Annotated in this window: 12 protein-coding genes and 2 tRNA genes; 8 read left to right on the forward strand and 6 right to left on the reverse strand. The window is 65.2% G+C overall.

Going from position 1 to position 15,758, the window contains the following annotated elements:
• Positions 1 to 128: 128 nt before the first annotated feature.
• A complete protein-coding gene (gene ppk1 / locus AC3WL8_RS33660; protein WP_211979905.1) occupies positions 129 to 2,255 on the reverse strand; it encodes a polyphosphate kinase 1 in 2,127 nt (708 codons plus the stop codon).
• A gap of 154 nt (positions 2,256 to 2,409) precedes the next feature.
• On the opposite strand from ppk1, the gene ppx reads away from it, so the two are divergent.
• The gene (gene ppx, locus AC3WL8_RS33665) at positions 2,410 to 3,942 is read left to right on the forward strand and encodes an exopolyphosphatase (RefSeq protein ID WP_013957277.1); all 1,533 of its coding nucleotides are present in this window, start codon (positions 2,410 to 2,412) and stop codon (positions 3,940 to 3,942) included.
• 57 nt (positions 3,943 to 3,999) lie between these two features.
• Here ppx and AC3WL8_RS33670 read toward each other — a convergent pair whose 3' ends face one another.
• From AC3WL8_RS33670 to infA, 3 genes are all read right to left on the reverse strand, one after another.
• Positions 4,000 to 4,842 (reverse strand): GNAT family N-acetyltransferase, encoded by an 843-nt coding sequence (locus AC3WL8_RS33670; RefSeq protein ID WP_211979903.1) that lies wholly within the window; start codon positions 4,840 to 4,842, stop codon positions 4,000 to 4,002.
• Between the two features lie 346 nt (positions 4,843 to 5,188).
• Positions 5,189 to 5,665: a SixA phosphatase family protein gene (locus tag AC3WL8_RS33675; protein WP_013957275.1), complete on the reverse strand. Its 477-nt coding sequence runs from the start codon at positions 5,663 to 5,665 to the stop codon at positions 5,189 to 5,191.
• A 245-nt stretch (positions 5,666 to 5,910) separates the two neighbouring features.
• Complete coding sequence (gene infA, locus AC3WL8_RS33680; protein WP_008641674.1) at positions 5,911 to 6,132, reverse strand: translation initiation factor IF-1; 222 nt, start codon at positions 6,130 to 6,132, stop codon at positions 5,911 to 5,913.
• 609 nt (positions 6,133 to 6,741) lie between these two features.
• Between infA and AC3WL8_RS33685 the strand changes: the two genes are divergently transcribed.
• The 3 genes from AC3WL8_RS33685 to AC3WL8_RS33695 all read left to right on the forward strand — a co-directional run bounded on the left by AC3WL8_RS33685 (position 6,742) and on the right by AC3WL8_RS33695 (position 9,262).
• A complete protein-coding gene (locus AC3WL8_RS33685) occupies positions 6,742 to 7,260 on the forward strand; it encodes a hypothetical protein (protein WP_013957274.1) in 519 nt (172 codons plus the stop codon).
• 177 nt (positions 7,261 to 7,437) lie between these two features.
• Entirely contained in the window at positions 7,438 to 8,181 is a 744-nt protein-coding gene (locus AC3WL8_RS33690) for a DNA polymerase III subunit epsilon (RefSeq protein WP_211979902.1), read from the forward strand.
• A 241-nt stretch (positions 8,182 to 8,422) separates the two neighbouring features.
• Complete coding sequence (locus tag AC3WL8_RS33695; RefSeq protein WP_211979901.1) at positions 8,423 to 9,262, forward strand: sterol desaturase family protein; 840 nt, start codon at positions 8,423 to 8,425, stop codon at positions 9,260 to 9,262.
• A gap of 219 nt (positions 9,263 to 9,481) precedes the next feature.
• Here AC3WL8_RS33695 and AC3WL8_RS33700 read toward each other — a convergent pair.
• Positions 9,482 to 9,558, reverse strand: a tRNA-Pro gene (locus AC3WL8_RS33700).
• Between the two features lie 409 nt (positions 9,559 to 9,967).
• On the opposite strand from AC3WL8_RS33700, the gene AC3WL8_RS33705 reads away from it, so the two are divergent.
• Together AC3WL8_RS33705 and AC3WL8_RS33710 are read left to right on the forward strand one after the other, a co-directional pair.
• Complete coding sequence (locus AC3WL8_RS33705; protein WP_492379727.1) at positions 9,968 to 11,227, forward strand: GGDEF domain-containing protein; 1,260 nt, start codon at positions 9,968 to 9,970, stop codon at positions 11,225 to 11,227.
• 51 nt (positions 11,228 to 11,278) lie between these two features.
• Positions 11,279 to 11,355 (forward strand) — tRNA-Arg (locus tag AC3WL8_RS33710).
• Positions 11,356 to 11,384: 29 nt separating this feature from the next.
• Here AC3WL8_RS33710 and AC3WL8_RS33715 read toward each other — a convergent pair.
• Complete coding sequence (locus tag AC3WL8_RS33715) at positions 11,385 to 12,809, reverse strand: patatin-like phospholipase family protein (RefSeq protein ID WP_492379728.1); 1,425 nt, start codon at positions 12,807 to 12,809, stop codon at positions 11,385 to 11,387.
• Between the two features lie 276 nt (positions 12,810 to 13,085).
• Here AC3WL8_RS33715 and AC3WL8_RS33720 point away from each other — a divergent pair, with 276 nt between their 5' ends.
• Together AC3WL8_RS33720 and AC3WL8_RS33725 are read left to right on the forward strand one after the other, a co-directional pair.
• Positions 13,086 to 14,189 carry an AI-2E family transporter gene (locus AC3WL8_RS33720; protein WP_211979900.1) on the forward strand — a complete coding sequence of 368 codons (1,104 nt, stop codon included), beginning with the start codon at positions 13,086 to 13,088 and terminating at the stop codon, positions 14,187 to 14,189.
• A gap of 17 nt (positions 14,190 to 14,206) precedes the next feature.
• The gene (locus tag AC3WL8_RS33725; RefSeq protein WP_153953647.1) at positions 14,207 to 15,751 is read left to right on the forward strand and encodes an efflux transporter outer membrane subunit; all 1,545 of its coding nucleotides are present in this window, start codon (positions 14,207 to 14,209) and stop codon (positions 15,749 to 15,751) included.
• Positions 15,752 to 15,758 lie beyond the last annotated feature (7 nt).

The raw sequence follows: 15,758 nt of genomic DNA on the forward strand, positions 1-15,758 counted from the left end.
GCCCCCGCGTGGTCAAAGCCCTGCCTAAGCGCTACACCGTCCGGTTCCTCAGAAAGGACCTTAACTGAACGGCATTACCGCCGCGGCGGGGTTTTGCATGCCATGCCTCAGGGAAGCATAGAGCCCGCTCAGGGTGTGCCGCCGAACATCACCAGCATATCGTTCTGGCTCACATGCGGACGCTTCGAGCGCGTCTGCGTGCGCGCATAGTTGCCGTCCGGCTGCATGATCCATGCCGAGGCGTTGTCGCGCAGGTGTACCTGCAGGCTTTCCTTGATGACGCGCGCCTTCAGCGCCTTGTCCAGCACCGGGAAGGCAACTTCGACGCGGCGGAACAGGTTGCGGTCCATCCAGTCGGCGCTGGACAGGTACAGCACCTCTTCGCCGCCGGCGTGGAAATAGTAGACCCGGTGGTGTTCCAGGAAGCGGCCGATGATCGAGCGCACCGAGATGTTCTCGGACATGCCCGGCACGCCCGGCATCAGCGCGCACACGCCGCGCACGATCAGGTCGATCCTCACTCCCGCGCGCGAGGCCTTGTACAGCTCGTCGATGATCGACGGCTCCAGCAGCGCGTTCATCTTGGCGATGATGCGCGCGGGCTTGCCGGCGCGCGCGTTGCGGGCTTCGGCGCGGATATGGTCGACCAGGTTGCTCTGCATGGTGAAGGGCGACTGCCACAGGTGGTTCAGCCGGATGGTGCCGGCGGTGCCGGTCAGCAGCTGGAACACGTGGTGCACGTCTTCGCAGATCTCCTCGTTGGCCGTCAGCAGGCCGAAGTCGGTGTAGAGGCGGGCGGTGCGCGGATGGTAGTTGCCGGTGCCGAGGTGGGCGTAGCGCCGCAGCTTGACCTGCTTGACCTTGGGGCCGGTGGGCTCGCGCCGAACGATCAGCAGCATCTTGGCGTGGCACTTGTGGCCGACCACGCCGTAGATCACGTGTGCGCCCGCGGATTCCAGGCGCTCGGCCCAGTTGATGTTGGTCTCCTCGTCAAAGCGTGCCAGCAGCTCCACCACCACCGTGACTTCCTTGCCGTTGCGCGCGGCGGTCATCAGCGCTTCCATGACCAGCGACTCATTGCCGGTGCGATAGACCGTCTGCTTGATCGCGACCACGTTGGGGTCGGCCGCTGCCAGCTGCAGCAGGTCGAGCACAGAACTGAAGCTCTCGTACGGGTGGTGCAGCAGCACGTCCTGCTGTCGCATCACGTCGAACATCGACGTGCCGGCGGAGAAGGCCTTGACCGGGGCGGGCACATACGGCGCAAACTTCAGCGCGGGCCGGTCCACCATGTCGGGGATCTGCATCAGCCGCACCAGGTTCACCGGGCCGGAAACGCGGTACAGGTCCTGCTCGGCGAGGCCCGATTCCAGCAGCAGCCGGCGCGCCAGCGGTGCCGGCGTGTCCGAAGAGACTTCCAGGCGCACCGTGTCGCCGAAATGGCGCGTGGGCAGTTCGCCCTGCAGCGCCTCGCGCAGGTCGGTGATCTCGTCTTCCGAGACGAACAGGTCGGAGTTGCGCGTGACGCGGAACTGGTAGCAACCGTGCACGGCAATGGCCGGGAACAACTCATGCACGAAGCCCTGCATGAAGGATGACAGCATCACGAAGCCGTACGGGTAGCCCGACAGCTTCTCCGGCATCTTCACCACGCGCGGCAGCGCGCGCGGCGCCTGCACGATGGCCAGGTCGGCGTCGCGGCCGAACGCGTCCTTGCCGGACAATTCCACCACGAAGTTCAGGCTCTTGTTGAGCACGCGGGGAAAGGGATGGGCGGGATCCAGCGCAATCGGGGTCAGCACCGGCCCCAGTTCGCGCTGGAAGAACTCGCGCGCCCATTCGCGCTGGGCGTCGGTCCAGGTGGTGGTCAGGTGGAAAAAGACCCCCTCTTTTTCAAGTAGTGGAAAAATGGTGTTCTGCAGCATGTCATACTGCGAAGCCACAAGCCGTTGCGTGCGCTCGGTGACAAGCTGGTAGGTCTGCTGGAATGACAGGCCGTCCGGCGTCAGGCCCGAAGCGTTGTCGCGCAGCTGTTCCTTCAGGCCCGCCATGCGGATTTCAAAGAACTCGTCCAGGTTGCTGGACACGATGCAGATGAATTTCAGCCGCTCCAGCAGCGGGACTTTCGGGTCCGCCGCCTGTGCCAGCACGCGGGCATTGAATTCCAGGATGCCCAGTTCGCGGTTGAGCAGCGTACTGGACGGAGTCGTCGACATGAGCATGACCTTCTTTTGGTAATGTGGCGACTTTTTCATAAAAACGTGTCACTTTTATGACAGTTTGATTTTGTCATGATGCAGACATGACCAGGACATATTTTTCCCGGGCGCGAACGCCGGCAGGCCAAGGCACCAGAGTGCACCTGCCGCGCCACGCAACGCCAACGCGAACCAGCCCTCCTAGCACACGATGAACAACACCCCACGCCTGCTGGCTGCCGTCGACATGGGTTCGAACAGCTTCCGCCTGATGATCGGGCGGGTGGACGAAACCCCCACCGCCAATGGCCCGGCCAGCCAGATCTTCCAGGTCGACGCGCTGCGCGAGCCGGTCCGCCTGGCCGCCGGCCTGACGCCCGACAAATACCTGGACCAGCCCGCGCGGCGCCGCGGCATCGATGCGCTGCGGCGCTTCGGCGACCGGCTGCGCGAGTTCGCGCCCAACCAGGTGCGCGCCGTCGCCACCAATACGCTGCGCGTGGCCAAGAACGCGTCCGAGTTCCTGATCGAGGCTGAAAGCGCGCTGGGCTTCCCGATCGAAGTGATCGCCGGGCGCGAAGAGGCGCGGCTGATCTACCTCGGGGCCTCGCACGACGCTCCGGCCTGCCAGGGCAACCGCCTGGTGGTCGATATCGGCGGCGGCTCGACCGAGTTCATCATCGGCAACGGCTACCAGTCCAAGCTGATGGAGAGCCTGTATATCGGCTGCGTATCGCACAGCCGCCAGTTCTTCCCCAGCGGCAACGTCGATGAATATGCGATGAAGCAGGCCGAGCTGGCCGCGCGCCGCGAGATCCAGGTGCTGGTACGCCAGTACCGCGCCGCGGGCTGGGAGCAGGCGGTCGGCTCGTCGGGCACGGCGCGCGCGCTGGCCGAGCTGATCGAACTCAATGGCATGAACGACAGCACCGCCGAGCACGGTATCACGCGCGAGGGGCTGGAGCGCCTCAAGCGCGCGCTGATCAAGGCCGAGAATACCAACCGCGTCAAGCTGACCGGCCTCAAGGCGGACCGCATCCCGGTGCTGCCGGGCGGCTTGTCGATCATGCTGGGCGTGTTTGCCGAACTCGATATCGAGCGCATGGATGTCACCGACGGCGCGCTGCGGCTGGGCGTGCTGTACGACCTGCTCGGACGCAGCCACCATGAGGACATGCGCACCGTCACGGTGGACCAGTTCATGCGCCGCTACGGCGTAGACCGGGCCCAGTCCAGCCGCGTGCGCCGCGCCGCGCAGACGCTGTTGTCACAGTTCCCGGAGCCAGCCAACGAACGGCGCGAGGACAACCTGGCGCTGCTGGGCTGGGCCGCCAGCCTGCATGAGATCGGCATGACGATCTCGCACAGCGGCTACCACAAGCATTCGGCCTATATCGCCACTCATGCCGACATGCCGGGCTTTTCCAAGACCGACCAGGCGCGGCTGGCGACGCTGTTGCTGGGCCATGCCGGCAAGCTCGGCAAGCTGTCGGGCAGCGGCAGGTTCGTCGACTGGCGCATGCTGTTCAGCCTGCGCCTGGCCTTTGTGCTGTGCCGGCGCCGCTCGGACGTGGCCTTGCCCGATATCCGTGTGAGCCAGCTGGCCGAAGCGCTGGACGAAGGCTTCACCGTGCGCCTGCCGCAGGCTTGGATCGAGGCCAATCCGCTGATCGAATACAGCCTCGCGCAGGAGGCTGACGAATGGCAACGGATCGGCAAGCGCTACAAGGTCATCTACGACTGAGCGCAGCGCGGAGGGCGGCCGCCAGGGGCGGCGGCCGCTGACAGGGCCAGGCGCCGCTCAGGCGGCGTTGTTCAGGCCGAGGAAGTGGCGGGCGTAGCGCGGGTTCATGTCGTTCACGCGCAGCAGCGTCAGGAAGTCCGCCACGTTGAAGTCCGGATCCCAGGCCGGCTGGCCGCAGATCTTTGCGCCCAGGCGCAAGTAGCCCTTGATCAGCGCGGGCGGCTCGACGTCCAGCTGCTGGTTCAGGTCCTCGACCGGCAGCGGCACGCGCGGGAAGGCATGGTATTCGATCGGTGCCAGCGAGCGTTCGCTGAACAGCCGGTGGAGGCTGGCCGCGTAGTGGCCGCCGTCGTTCATCGGCACGCTGGCGCAGCCCAGCATCGATTCGATGCCCCAGCGCTGCAGGTACTCGCCCAGGCCGCCCCACAGCGCCATGATGACGCTGCCCGAACGGTAGTCGCGGTGCACGCAGGAGCGGCCCAGTTCCAGCATCTTGGGGCGCAGGTGGGCCAGGCGCACCAGGTCGAATTCCGATTCCGCGTACAGGCAGCCCAGGCGCTTGGCCTGGTGCGGCGGCAGCACGCGGTAGGTGCCCACCACGCGCAGCGTGGCCATGTCGCGCACGATCAGGTGGTCGCAGTAGGCATCGAACATGTCGATGTCCAACTCCGGCACGGAAGACGTCAGGCGCGCGCCCATTTCCTCGGCAAAGACCTTGTAGCGCAGGCGCTGGGCTTCGACTACTTCGTCCTGGTGGCGCGCCCACGCCACGCTGAGAACAGGCGATTCATGTGCCGGTGTATCTGATTGGCGATGAAGACGGCTCCGCGCCGTCTGGCTACCAAGGCCATTGGGCAGAGAGTCAAAAAGCGGCTGGGTGGGCGTCGGCAGATCTCGCATCAGTATGTCCTTTTGGTGACGAAACTGTTGCGATGCAATGTAGTGAGGGCGGGTGACAGTGCCGTGACCCGGGGATGACCGTTCCGTGACGTCTCCTGCCAGGGCGCACGGTTGGGCAGTTTCGGGCGACGGGTCAGGGGTGTGAGTTGCGTTCCTCGCCAGCAATATGACGATTGGCCGGCCCATTCATGGGGAATCTCCGTGACACCTGCTTTCGGCACCGGAAGAGGCGCCAAGGCCACTCTGGTAACGGGAGATTCCGCCCGCCATCAGCCATTTCTGATTTTGACGGGACAGGATGGGTCAGGTGCCGTCAGGCGGTACCAGGCATGCCGGAAGGCAAGGCTCAGAGGAATTCGGGGTTGATGACGGCGCGCAGCACGGTCTGCGCCTCGCTTTCGCGGGTGCGGCCGGTCAGCCACCAGATGCCGCTCTTGCGCACGCTCCAGTTCATTTCCGAGCCGGCCAGCAGCAGGCTGGCGACGCGGCCAATCCAGGGCTGGTGCCCGACCACCACCACATGCTCGGGGCGTTCCGGCCACTCGACCGCGGCAAGCACCGCGCTGACGTCGGCGCCGGGCGCAAGGGCATCAATGATCTCCGCCTTGGCAGTCAGCGCGGCCGCCGTTTCACGGGTGCGCAGCGCGGGGCTGCACAGCACGCGGGTGTCGGCCGGCAGATGCGCGCGCAGCCATTTGGCGGATACCTCCGCCTGCTTGCGGCCGCGGCGTGTGAGCGGGCGCTGCAGGTCGGCATGGCGGCTCAGGCTGAGCGCGTCGGGGAGGTCTTCGGCTTCGGCGTGGCGCCACAGGATCAGGTTCATGTCGGGCGGGGCAATGAGCGTGCTTCGAGTATGGTGAAGCGGCCCGAGCGGCGCAAGCGCCAGCGGGCCCGCGCCGGTGGCGCAGGCCAGGCTGCACGCAGCGCGTAAACGGAAGCGGGCTGCCTGTCGGGCAGCCCGCAAGTGTGTCCGGGCGCGGTGTCAGCGGCGTGACAGCGCGTCGGCGCACAACGGCCGCGGCGCGGGCGACAGCCGCGCATGCGGTATCGCCGGGGCCGCGCAGAAACTCAGGACTTGTGGCGGAAGTTGATGCGTCCCTTGGTCAGGTCATAGGGCGACATTTCCAGGGTGACACGGTCGCCGGCCAGGATGCGGATGCGGTGCTTCTGCATCTTGCCCGAAGCGTATGCCCAGATTTCGACGCCGTTTTCCAGCGTGACACGATAGCGGTTGTCAGGCAGGGCTTCCGACACCACGCCGCCAAATTCAATGAGTTCTTCCTTAGCCAATCTGTCTTCCTTTCCGACAGCCCGTGAAGGCTGCATGGTTGCGATTTCAAAAATCCTGTTCGGTTCGCCCGTCACGGCGCGGAACCGCGGCACATTGCGCCGATTGTGGCGAAGTGCGCCTTGGGTTGTTCGGGGCAAGCTCACGCGGACTGCGGCGCGCGGCGCCTGATGCTCGGTCCTGTCAGCGGTATCGCCCAATGGGCGCGGATGGCTTGGGCGAGCCTGGCCGCTGACGGCCGGGGAGGCCGTGTGCTTTGCGGAGCAGGCGGGCAGGTTGTACCCGGTGGTTCGCCAGTTTGGTGTCGTCGCGGAAGGCCCGCGCCGGCGGCTGCTGTTCGCTCGCGAGAGCGCGCTGGTGAGAACGCCCGGTTACAGGGATGCACGGACACCCCGGGGGCTACTTGGACATTGTATCACGTACGCAGTTGCAGCATGGCCAGCACGTTGCGCCGGACGGCCGGCCACGGCGGTTGCACCGCGCCGGGCAGGTCGGCAATAGATGTGCCGTAGAGGTATCTTAATGTGGTCTGGCCGGCTTGGTATTTGCCCCATATGAGCTAGAACTAACTCGTACGGCCTTGCCGGGCCGGATCTCGCAAGGAGACTGCCATGGAACTCCATCTGGAATCGCACCGCTACGTTCGCTGCCGGCCGGACTGGCGGGCAGCCGTGGTGGCGGGGCTGATTGCCGGCGCGGTCTACATGGTGCTGGAGCTGCTGACGGCGCGCTTCCTGCTGTACCAGGGCGCCTGGGGCACCGTGAAGATGGTCGCGGCAATCATCCTCGGGCGTGAAGCGCTGTCTGCTGATGCCTTCAACTGGACCGTCGTGCTTTCGGCGGGGACGGTGCACTTCGCGCTGTCGATCATCCTGGCGGCGGTGCTGGCAATAATCCTGTCGTCATTCCGTTTCGATTCCAGCCTGTGGTTGGCCTCGGTGGTCGGGATCGTGTTTGGCGTGGTGGTCTACCTGGTCAATTTCTATCTGCTGGGCGCCTACTTCAACTGGTTCGACGAGGCCCGCGGCTGGGAAAGCCTGTTCGCCCATGCGCTCTTCGGGTTGGTGGCGGCCGACGTCTATTGCAATCTCGAGCGACGGCGTGGCGAGACGGAGCAGCAGCCTGCCTGAACCAGGAGGTGGAGATGAGGGAGGGGTGGTAGCAGCCGGCATCCTCCCGGCTGGCGCTTTCGGTTAGCCCATCTGGTTGATATGACGTCTAACGCGCTCGCACTAACCTAGAGGCAAACGATCAGAGCGGCCGCCGCCAACCATGCCTGCGGACGGCTACACCGGAGTACCGAGCCCATGCGGGTCGCAATCGTCAGTACCGAAACCACTGGGCTCACGCCAGCGGACGAGCCCGTCAGCATCGGCCTGCTGCTTGTCGAAGTGGCGCCGCGGGCTGGCACGCTATTGCGGGAGATCACTGACTATTACGGCTCGCAGGAGCCCACCGTGCCGATCAGCGAAGCTGCCACCGGCACGCACGGATTGACCGCCGAGATGCTGCGCGGGCGGCGCTTTGACGTCGATACCATCCGCGCCATCATTGACGACGCGGATGTGCTGGTCGCCCACGGCGCCGAATTCAACGCGCGGATGCTGGGAAAAGTGCTTCCCGACATCCAGCACAAGCGCTGGCGCTGCTCGGTGCGCCAGGTTCGCTGGGCCCAGTACTTCCACGCCCCCAACCACAAGCTTGATACACTGTGCGCGCACCTGCACATATTTCGGCCCCGCCCACAGGTTGCGCTGGATGATTGTCTGGCGCTGTCCAAGCTGCTGTTCCAGCACATGGGTGCTGCCGGCCAGGCCACGCCCATGGGCTTCCTGCTGGCCGAGGCCGACTTCGTGCCGCGTGTTGCGATCAGCATGCCTGCGCCACCCGTGCCGCCGCCGTCACCTGCGGTCCCGGCCGGCGCAGGCCAGTCATGGATGCCAAAGGTTGAGACCGGCCATGCGGGCCCAAGCCGGGGGCTGGTCATTGTCGCGGTGATGCTGATGCTGTTCGCGGGCGCGCTGATCTGGCCGGACTTGCTGCGGTGGTGAGAACAGATCTTGCCAGGCCGGCAGCGCTGGGAGGGGCTTTTGTATGGGCGCCCGGCGCCGCATGGCGCACTGGACTTTAATCCAGCACTAAAGCAGCAAAATCAATAGTGAATTGCCAAGTATTTGGCGTGCGACCGCAACACGGCCGAGGCGACCGTTCACGTCCGAAACATACCTCTGCCTGATATGGCTTCGTGGGTCGGAGAATTACGCTTGCAGAAATAAATAGTGGAGGGGGGATATGAGCGCGGAACTCGTGCGCTTCCTCGAAGACATCTCAATCCGCGCCCTGTTAAGCGTGGCTCCGATGTGCGTGACGCTGCTGATCATGGTCTCGCTGGAAAGGCGTGTGACGCCCGCCAGGCCGCGAGCGTCCGGGCCTGCCTGGTTCAACGTTCGCTATGGGATCGTGATGCTGGTCCTGAATTCCGCACTGCAGCCGCTGCTGCTGGAAGTCCCGCTGACGCTGACTCGCACGCTGGGCGCGGGTTGGATCTCCTTTGAGGACAGTATCGCAGGGTGGTGCTTAGCGTTGCTCGCGGTCCTGTTGACGACCGATCTGCTGGAGTACCTCATCCACCGGGCCCAGCATACGTTCCCGGTGTTATGGAAGATGCATGAGCTGCACCACAGCGCCGAGCATTTCGACGTAACGCTGACGTACCGTCATTTTTGGGTCGAGCCGCTGCTCAGGGCGGCTTGCCTGTTTCCGCTTGTCGGTGTTCTCTTTAAGGTCCCGCCGAGCGTAGGGGCGGCTGCTGCGATCATCTTTCTCATCAATAACCATGCCGCACACATGAATCTGCGCTATTCACCCAGGTTCGCTTTGCTAATCCAGCATCCGCAATATCATCGCCTGCACCACTCTCGGCACGAGCGTGACCGCAATAAGAATTTCTCCAATCTCTTCCCCCTCTGGGACATCCTCTTCGGCACGCTACGCCGGCCTGGGCGCGACGAGTTCGTTGATGTGGGGCTCGGTTCAGGCGACGCGCCTCATAGCCTCTGGCAGGCGTTGTTATGGCCATGGTGCCGTATGCGCCAGGTATCGACACCCTTGGAACGGATGCCCGGGACATGAATTTGGGAGGGGCGAGCGAGTGTGGATGCAATCGGTCAGAGTTGCTCTGCCGAAGGGGCGGCATGGGCCCGAACCACTGTGCGTTAAATCAGTGCTGTATAGGGCACGCCGACCACTGGATATTAGGGAGCGGCCAGGAATTAATTAGGAAAGCCGTTAGGGAATGAAAAAAGCGGCTTAGACGTTGCCGCCCAAGCCGCTGATTCCATTACATATTTCTGGTCGGAGCGATAGGATTCGAACCTACGACCCTCTGATCCCAAATCAGATGCGCTACCAGGCTGCGCTACGCTCCGAAGCCCGCGATTGTAGCTGGGCTCTGGGCTTGCGGTCAATCTAATGTGATGATGCCCGCTCTGGCGCACTCAACCTTGCCGGCCTGCTCCCCCTTCTGGCGGGGGCGCTTTGGCTTGACTTGGGTTTGCGCGCTGGGATAATCCGCAAACCGCACCAGTCCGACCGGCGTGCTTTTGGGAACGCCCGGTTTGCCTATTTCCTTCCGGACTGACCTGATCACCACAACAAGAACGGCGCTCCCGCCCGCGGCGGGCGCCTCGGCCTGTTTGCGTCTGCCGGCTGGCGGCGCCAGGCGTCCTGAAACCGGGTATGCGGCATTGATAACAACGGTCCGACACAGGGCCGGTAAAGAGCAGGTAACAGCGGCGCCATGCGGTGCACCGCTGGTCGCCTTGGACGGGAATGAAGATGTTTCAGTCGCACATAGTTGTGCTCATCGCAGGGTTGTTTGCCCTGCAGATGGCTGTGGTTTGCGTGGTGTTGCGCCGCTCGGCGGGCATGGATCGCAGCGGCCTGACGTCGTGGGCGCTGGGGAGTGTGCTGGCGGCAATGGCCGCGGCCCTGGCGGCGGTGCAGGAACTGCGCCCGCTTTGGCTGGTGCTGGAATCGAGCGACCTGGCGCTGTTGGCGGCGCTCTCGGTCATGGTCGTGGGCGCGCGGCACTTCGCGGCCCGGCCCGGCCGCGCCGTGCCGTTGCTGGCGCTGAACCTGGCGGCCGCAGCGGCGGTGGCCTGGCACGACCTGGCGCCGCAGTATCTTGCCGTGCCGGTGCTGGTGCCGGAGATGGCACCGCTGCTGACGATGTGCCATATCGCACTGCTGCTGGACCTGGCCCGCAGCGCCATGCCGTCGGTGCCGGCCACGCGCGGCACCGGCCGGCTGGCGGCGTTGTCGCTGGTATTGATCGTCATCGCCGCGGCAGCCATCAACGCATGGACCGTGGCGCTGCCGCTGGCGGCAGTCATGCAGGGCGGCGCCTGGCCGCGGCCGATGCCGTGGGACGGCGAGCTCGCCATGCTCAACGTCTTTGCACTGGTGGGCGTGTCGGTCAGTTTTGCGCTGATGGCGCACGACCGGCTGCGCCGCATGCTGGAGCGGCGCGCGCGCCATGACGACCTGACCGATGTGCTGCTGCGCGGCGCGTTCTGGGAGGAGCTGGAGGCAGCCTGCCTGCGCGCCGAACGGCAGCGCAAGCCCCTGACGGTGGCCTTTGTCGACCTCGATCACTTCAAGGCGATCAACGATGTCTACGGCCACCTGGCGGGCGACAGCGTGCTGCGGCATTTCGCCGGACTGCTGCGCAAGAGTTTCGGCCAGTTCGATGTGGCGGGGCGCCTGGGCGGCGAGGAATTTGCCATCCTGATGCCGGATACGGCGCTGGAGCAGGGCCGGCTTGCCTGCCTGCGGCTGGCCACGGCGGTGCGCGCCACGCCATGCCCGTCCGAGCCCGACCCGATTGCCTATACCGTCAGCATCGGCCTGGCGGCGCGGCAGCCGGGCGAAGGCGCCGATGCGCTGATGCGCCGCGCCGACCGTGCTCTATACGACGCCAAGCTGAAAGGGCGCAACTGCGTGTCCCTGCATCCGGCCGGCAGCGAGGCGGGCACCGATGGCGGCGCTGTCGATGGCCACTACATCACGCGCGCACAGCCGCGCGCCGCATCCTGACCTGCGCCGCTTGTCACTGCGCAGCGGTGCTGCGGTAGAATGCACGCCTTCGCGTCCTTAGCTCAGTTGGATAGAGCACTCGCCTTCTAAGCGAGCGGTCAGAGGTTCGAGTCCTCTAGGACGCGCCAGCCCCCAGGGGCCATCCCATCGAACCAGGTTACTGACTCGTCCCCGCCGGGCGATTCCCGGGCACCTGGCCTGTCACGATCCTGGCACCGACGTCTTTCAGCAAGTGCTGGAAATCGGGCGACTCCAGGATGATCTTTCCCGCGGCGGCGCGCAGGCGGTCGACGGCTTCGGCCGGCAGCGAGAACGACGTCGCCAGCTCATTCAGGTAATCCAGTTCCGCCTTGTCCGTCAGTCGGGCAAACGACACATCGATGGCATAGATGGTCGCGTCCGGCGTGCGCAACGCCGCAGTGACGGCGACATCCTTGTTCGTGGCAAAGGCGCGCGACTCCCGCAGCCGGCGCATGGCTTGCCACCGGGCCTGATTGTCCTTCAACAGTTCGGTCGCCTCATAGGAATAGTGGTCGATTGGCACGCCGGTGGCTTTCACCAGAATCTCCAGCGTGCCCGGCGCAGACTCTGACTTGTCCCATGTCGTCCGGGGCGTGGACAGCGAATTGACGACAAAGACAACGATCCTGCGGGTATGGTCCAGGGGTGAGGGCTGGCCGTTCAGGTGCAGGGACTCCAGGACCTCCAGGGAGTCCAGCACGCTGCGCATGCCCAGGTTGTCGGAGACGCCGCCGTCCACGACATGGATATAGGGCCGATTGACGCTGTCCCCGTATTCCGCTTCTTCCTTCAGGTGCCGGGTTGCGCGAGCGGCCGGCCGGGGTGGGTCGCTGGCATCGATAAATGGCTTGATCCAGTCGGGAGGCACATAGCCGCAATTGCCCCCGTAGTTGTTGAGCGTGATGGGCGTCAGGACCACAGGAACCGCCGACGATGCCGCGGCGGCACGGGACAGGCGCAGCGCATTGAGGTCGGAGCAGAGTACGTCGAAGGTGGTCTGCGTGAATGGCAGGCGTGCGCCCGTCGAGATGTCCGTGGCCGAGGCAATGATGAACGGACCCTTGCCCCGATGGAGGTCGCCAAAGGTTGCCCCATGGAAAAGGATTTCGTCATACAGGTCGGCGGCCAGTTCAGAGCGGCCCCATCCGCTCGACCACAACGACGGCCAATACGCCGGATTCAGCGTCCGGAACGTGATCTCGCCCTGCACGTCGCGTTTGAGGAAGCTCTGTTCGTAGAGATCAAACAGTTTGTCGCCATACAGGCCGTAGGCGAGGGCAGTGAAGCTGCCACCTGACACGCCGGTGATGACGCTGACATGGTCGAGCAGGCGTGACCGGTTGCCCTTGGGTCCGACGACTTCGGTATTGCGCAGGAACTCAAGCACGCCATACGAGAACGCTGCCGCGCGCGTACCGCCCCCTGAGAAGGCAAGGATGACCAGGTTCTCGTTGTCCGCCGAATACTGGGGCCGCGTGAAGAATCGATAGCCGGTACTCTGGTCCGCGTGCGCGATCGGCGGATTGACTGGCCGGGAGGCGCAGGCGGCAAGCAGCAGCATCGAAATGACGGCCAAGGCTGAGGTCGGCAATCTGGCCATAGGTCCTCCGCGGCGAATGCAGGACGAACCAGACCGGGGGGCGGCGCCCTGCAACTCCCCCAATACTAGACGGCCAATGTAGCGATAGGCGTACGTTTTGAGGTTGTCCCGGCCCCGTCACTCGTCTAGACTGGATTTCACCTGTCCAAGAGATCGGTACGTAACCTGGCTTGGCGAATGCGCGGCGATGAGGTTGCCGATCCGGTACTTTTGCGGTGATCTGCAGGGAGACCAGCGATGTTGCCCACGCCCACTTCAGAGAGAGCGCTGTCCCGCGGACTACTTGATGTGCTGATCCGCGCCGGGCTGATCGCGGTGCTGGCAATCTTCTGCTTCCAGATATTCCGCCCCTTCCTCGATCTCATTGTCTGGTCCGTGATCCTGGCGGTGACCATCTACCCGCTGCAGGTCAGGCTCAGGCGCAGGCTGGGCAACAAGGACGGCCGCGCCGCCACGCTGATCGTGCTGGCCGCCATCGCCATCATTGCGCTGCCAGCCTACCTGCTGGGTGCCGCCATGGTCGATTCGATGGAGAATGCGATCGCCATCGTCAAGAGCGAAGGCATTCATATTCCGCCACCGCATGAGTCGGTCGCCAGCTGGCCGCTGGTTGGCCAGCGCCTGTATGACCTCTGGCTGTATGCCGCCTCGGACCTGGCCAGCTTGGTGCAGACGCTGGCGCCTCAGATCAAGGAAATCAGCCTGGCCGTGCTGGCCGCAGCCGCCGGCATCGGCAAGGGGCTGCTGATCTTCGTCTTCGCGCTGATTATCGGGGGCATCTTCATGGCCTACGGCGAGGCCGGCAACCGTAGCGCCGTGCAGATTGCCTCGCGCATTTTCGGCCCGGAGCGGGGCCCGCGCATCGCCACGCTATGCACGGCGACCATCCGCGCGGTGGCGCAGGGGGTGGTCGGCATCGCCTTCATCCAGATGCTGCTGATCGGCATAGGCTTTGTGATCAAGGGGGTTCCTGCCGCGGGCGTGCTGGCCATGGCCGTGCTGCTGCTGGGCATCGCGCAGTTGCCGGCCACGCTGATCACCGTGCCAGTGATCATCTATGTCTTTGCCACGGAAGGTGCCAGCGTTGCCACTATTGTCTTCGCCATCTATGTCTTCGTGGCGGGACTGGCCGACAACGTGCTCAAGCCACTGCTGCTCGGGCGTGGCGTCGATGTGCCGATGCCGGTGGTGCTGATCGGTGCCCTGGGCGGCATGGTGACCGGCGGCGTGATCGGCCTGTTCATCGGCCCGGTGGTGCTCGCGGTCGGGTATCAGCTGTTCTGGCAATGGGTGGAAGACCCGCCGCCGCACGCGGATCCCGGCAACCAGCAACAGACCTGAAGTGGTCCGGGCCGCCCATGTCGCGCTGGAATCCTCCGTTGCGCGCATTGCTGGCCGGCGCCTGCTGCCTTGGCGGCTGCGCGCGCCTGGGGCCGGATTTCCAGCCGCAGCATGAACCCTGGATGCAGCAGTGGCACAGCCCGGCGCTTGAGCAGGCGACCGGGCAGCGGGCCCAGCCCGACATCCGCGAGTGGTGGCAGGTCTTTGCCGACCCGACCCTCGAACGCCTGATCGCCGAAGCCGACGCGCACAATGCCAGCCTGCGGATTGCCGGCCTGCGCGTGATGGAAGCGCGGGCCCAACTGGGCATTGCCCAGAGCGGGCGATTCCCGCAACTGCAGCAGGCCAGTGCCGATGCCCTGTACACGGATCGCCGGCAGGCCGGAGGCCTCAACCCGCAGAATAGCCGCTTCTGGCAATACAGCGCGGGCTTCGACATCGGCTGGGAACTTGATTTCTGGGGCCGCTTCAGCCGCGCCATCGAATCCGCCGATGCAGCCTATTTTGCCGCCCGCGCCAACCGCGACGATGTGCTGGTGCTGCTGCGTGCCCAGGTGGCTGACACCTACTTTGCGCTGCGCACGGCCGAGGCACGGCTGCGCATCGCCCGCGAAAACGCGGCGCTGCAAAAGCGCAGCCTTGAAATCACCGAGCGGCTGTTCAAGAGCGGCGAGACCGACGAGCTCGACCTGCAGCAAGCGAAGACGCAGTACCTGGGCACCCTGAGCAGCATCCCTGAATTTGAAAGCCAGATCATGCGCACCCGCAATGCCCTGGCGGTGCTGATAGGCCGCCCGCCGGGCCCGTTGCCGGAACTGCCGGAGCTGGCAGGCAAGGAAGGGGTGATTCCACTGATCGATCGCGCGGTACTGCAGGACGTGCCCGCCAGCCTGCTGTTGCGCCGTCCGGATATCCGCGCCGCCGAGCTGCAGATTGCCGCGCAATCGGCGCTGATCGGCGTGGCCGAAGCCGATCTCTATCCGTCGCTGACGCTGCTGGGCAGCATTGTCTGGTCCGCCAGCACGCTGGCCGGCACGCCCAACAGCCTGGCCCTGATCGGCGGCCCCAGCCTGCGCTGGAACGTGTTCGACTACGGCCGCATCAAGAACACCGTGCGCGTGCAGGACGCCCGCCTGCAGCAGCTGATCGTCGCCTACCAGGATGCCGTGCGGCAGGCCGCGCGCGAGGCCGACGATGCCGCCAGTGCGCTGATCAAGGCGCTGGAACGCGAGCAGATCCTGCGCGACACCGCGCTGGCCGCCAGGCGTTCGCTGACGCTGGCCAACGCGCTCTACCGCGAAGGCTACTCGGACTTCCAGCGCGTACTGGATTCCCAGCGTGCGCTGGCCACCCAGCAGGACACCTACCTGGTCAACCGCAGCAATGCCGTCAGCAACCTGATCGCCTTGTACAAGGCGCTTGGCGGCGGCTGGCACAGCGAGCAGCCACTGGTGGATCCGGCCACCCGTCAGCAGATGCAGCAACGCACCGACTGGGGGACGCTGCTGGATGAGCCAGGCCCACCGTCCGCCGGTGCCAGCCTCCCTGTGAAGCAGAGGTAGATCTCCC

It is taken from the genome of Cupriavidus sp. FW305-F7 (assembly GCF_058782875.1).

Excerpts from the sequence above, each read along its gene's own strand:
- ppk1 (WP_211979905.1), bottom strand. The coding sequence starts at position 2,255 with ATGAAAAAGTCGCCACATTACCAAAAGAAGGTCATGCTCATGTCGACG.
- ppx (WP_013957277.1), top strand. The coding sequence starts at position 2,410 with ATGAACAACACCCCACGCCTGCTGGCTGCCGTCGACATGGGTTCGAAC.
- AC3WL8_RS33670 (WP_211979903.1), bottom strand. The coding sequence starts at position 4,842 with ATGCGAGATCTGCCGACGCCCACCCAGCCGCTTTTTGACTCTCTGCCC.
- AC3WL8_RS33675 (WP_013957275.1), bottom strand. The coding sequence starts at position 5,665 with ATGAACCTGATCCTGTGGCGCCACGCCGAAGCCGAAGACCTCCCCGAC.
- AC3WL8_RS33685 (WP_013957274.1), top strand. The coding sequence starts at position 6,742 with ATGGAACTCCATCTGGAATCGCACCGCTACGTTCGCTGCCGGCCGGAC.
- AC3WL8_RS33690 (WP_211979902.1), top strand. The coding sequence starts at position 7,438 with ATGCGGGTCGCAATCGTCAGTACCGAAACCACTGGGCTCACGCCAGCG.
- AC3WL8_RS33695 (WP_211979901.1), top strand. The coding sequence starts at position 8,423 with ATGAGCGCGGAACTCGTGCGCTTCCTCGAAGACATCTCAATCCGCGCC.
- AC3WL8_RS33705 (WP_492379727.1), top strand. The coding sequence starts at position 9,968 with ATGTTTCAGTCGCACATAGTTGTGCTCATCGCAGGGTTGTTTGCCCTG.
- AC3WL8_RS33715 (WP_492379728.1), bottom strand. The coding sequence starts at position 12,809 with ATGCTGCTGCTTGCCGCCTGCGCCTCCCGGCCAGTCAATCCGCCGATC.
- AC3WL8_RS33720 (WP_211979900.1), top strand. The coding sequence starts at position 13,086 with ATGTTGCCCACGCCCACTTCAGAGAGAGCGCTGTCCCGCGGACTACTT.
- AC3WL8_RS33725 (WP_153953647.1), top strand. The coding sequence starts at position 14,207 with ATGTCGCGCTGGAATCCTCCGTTGCGCGCATTGCTGGCCGGCGCCTGC.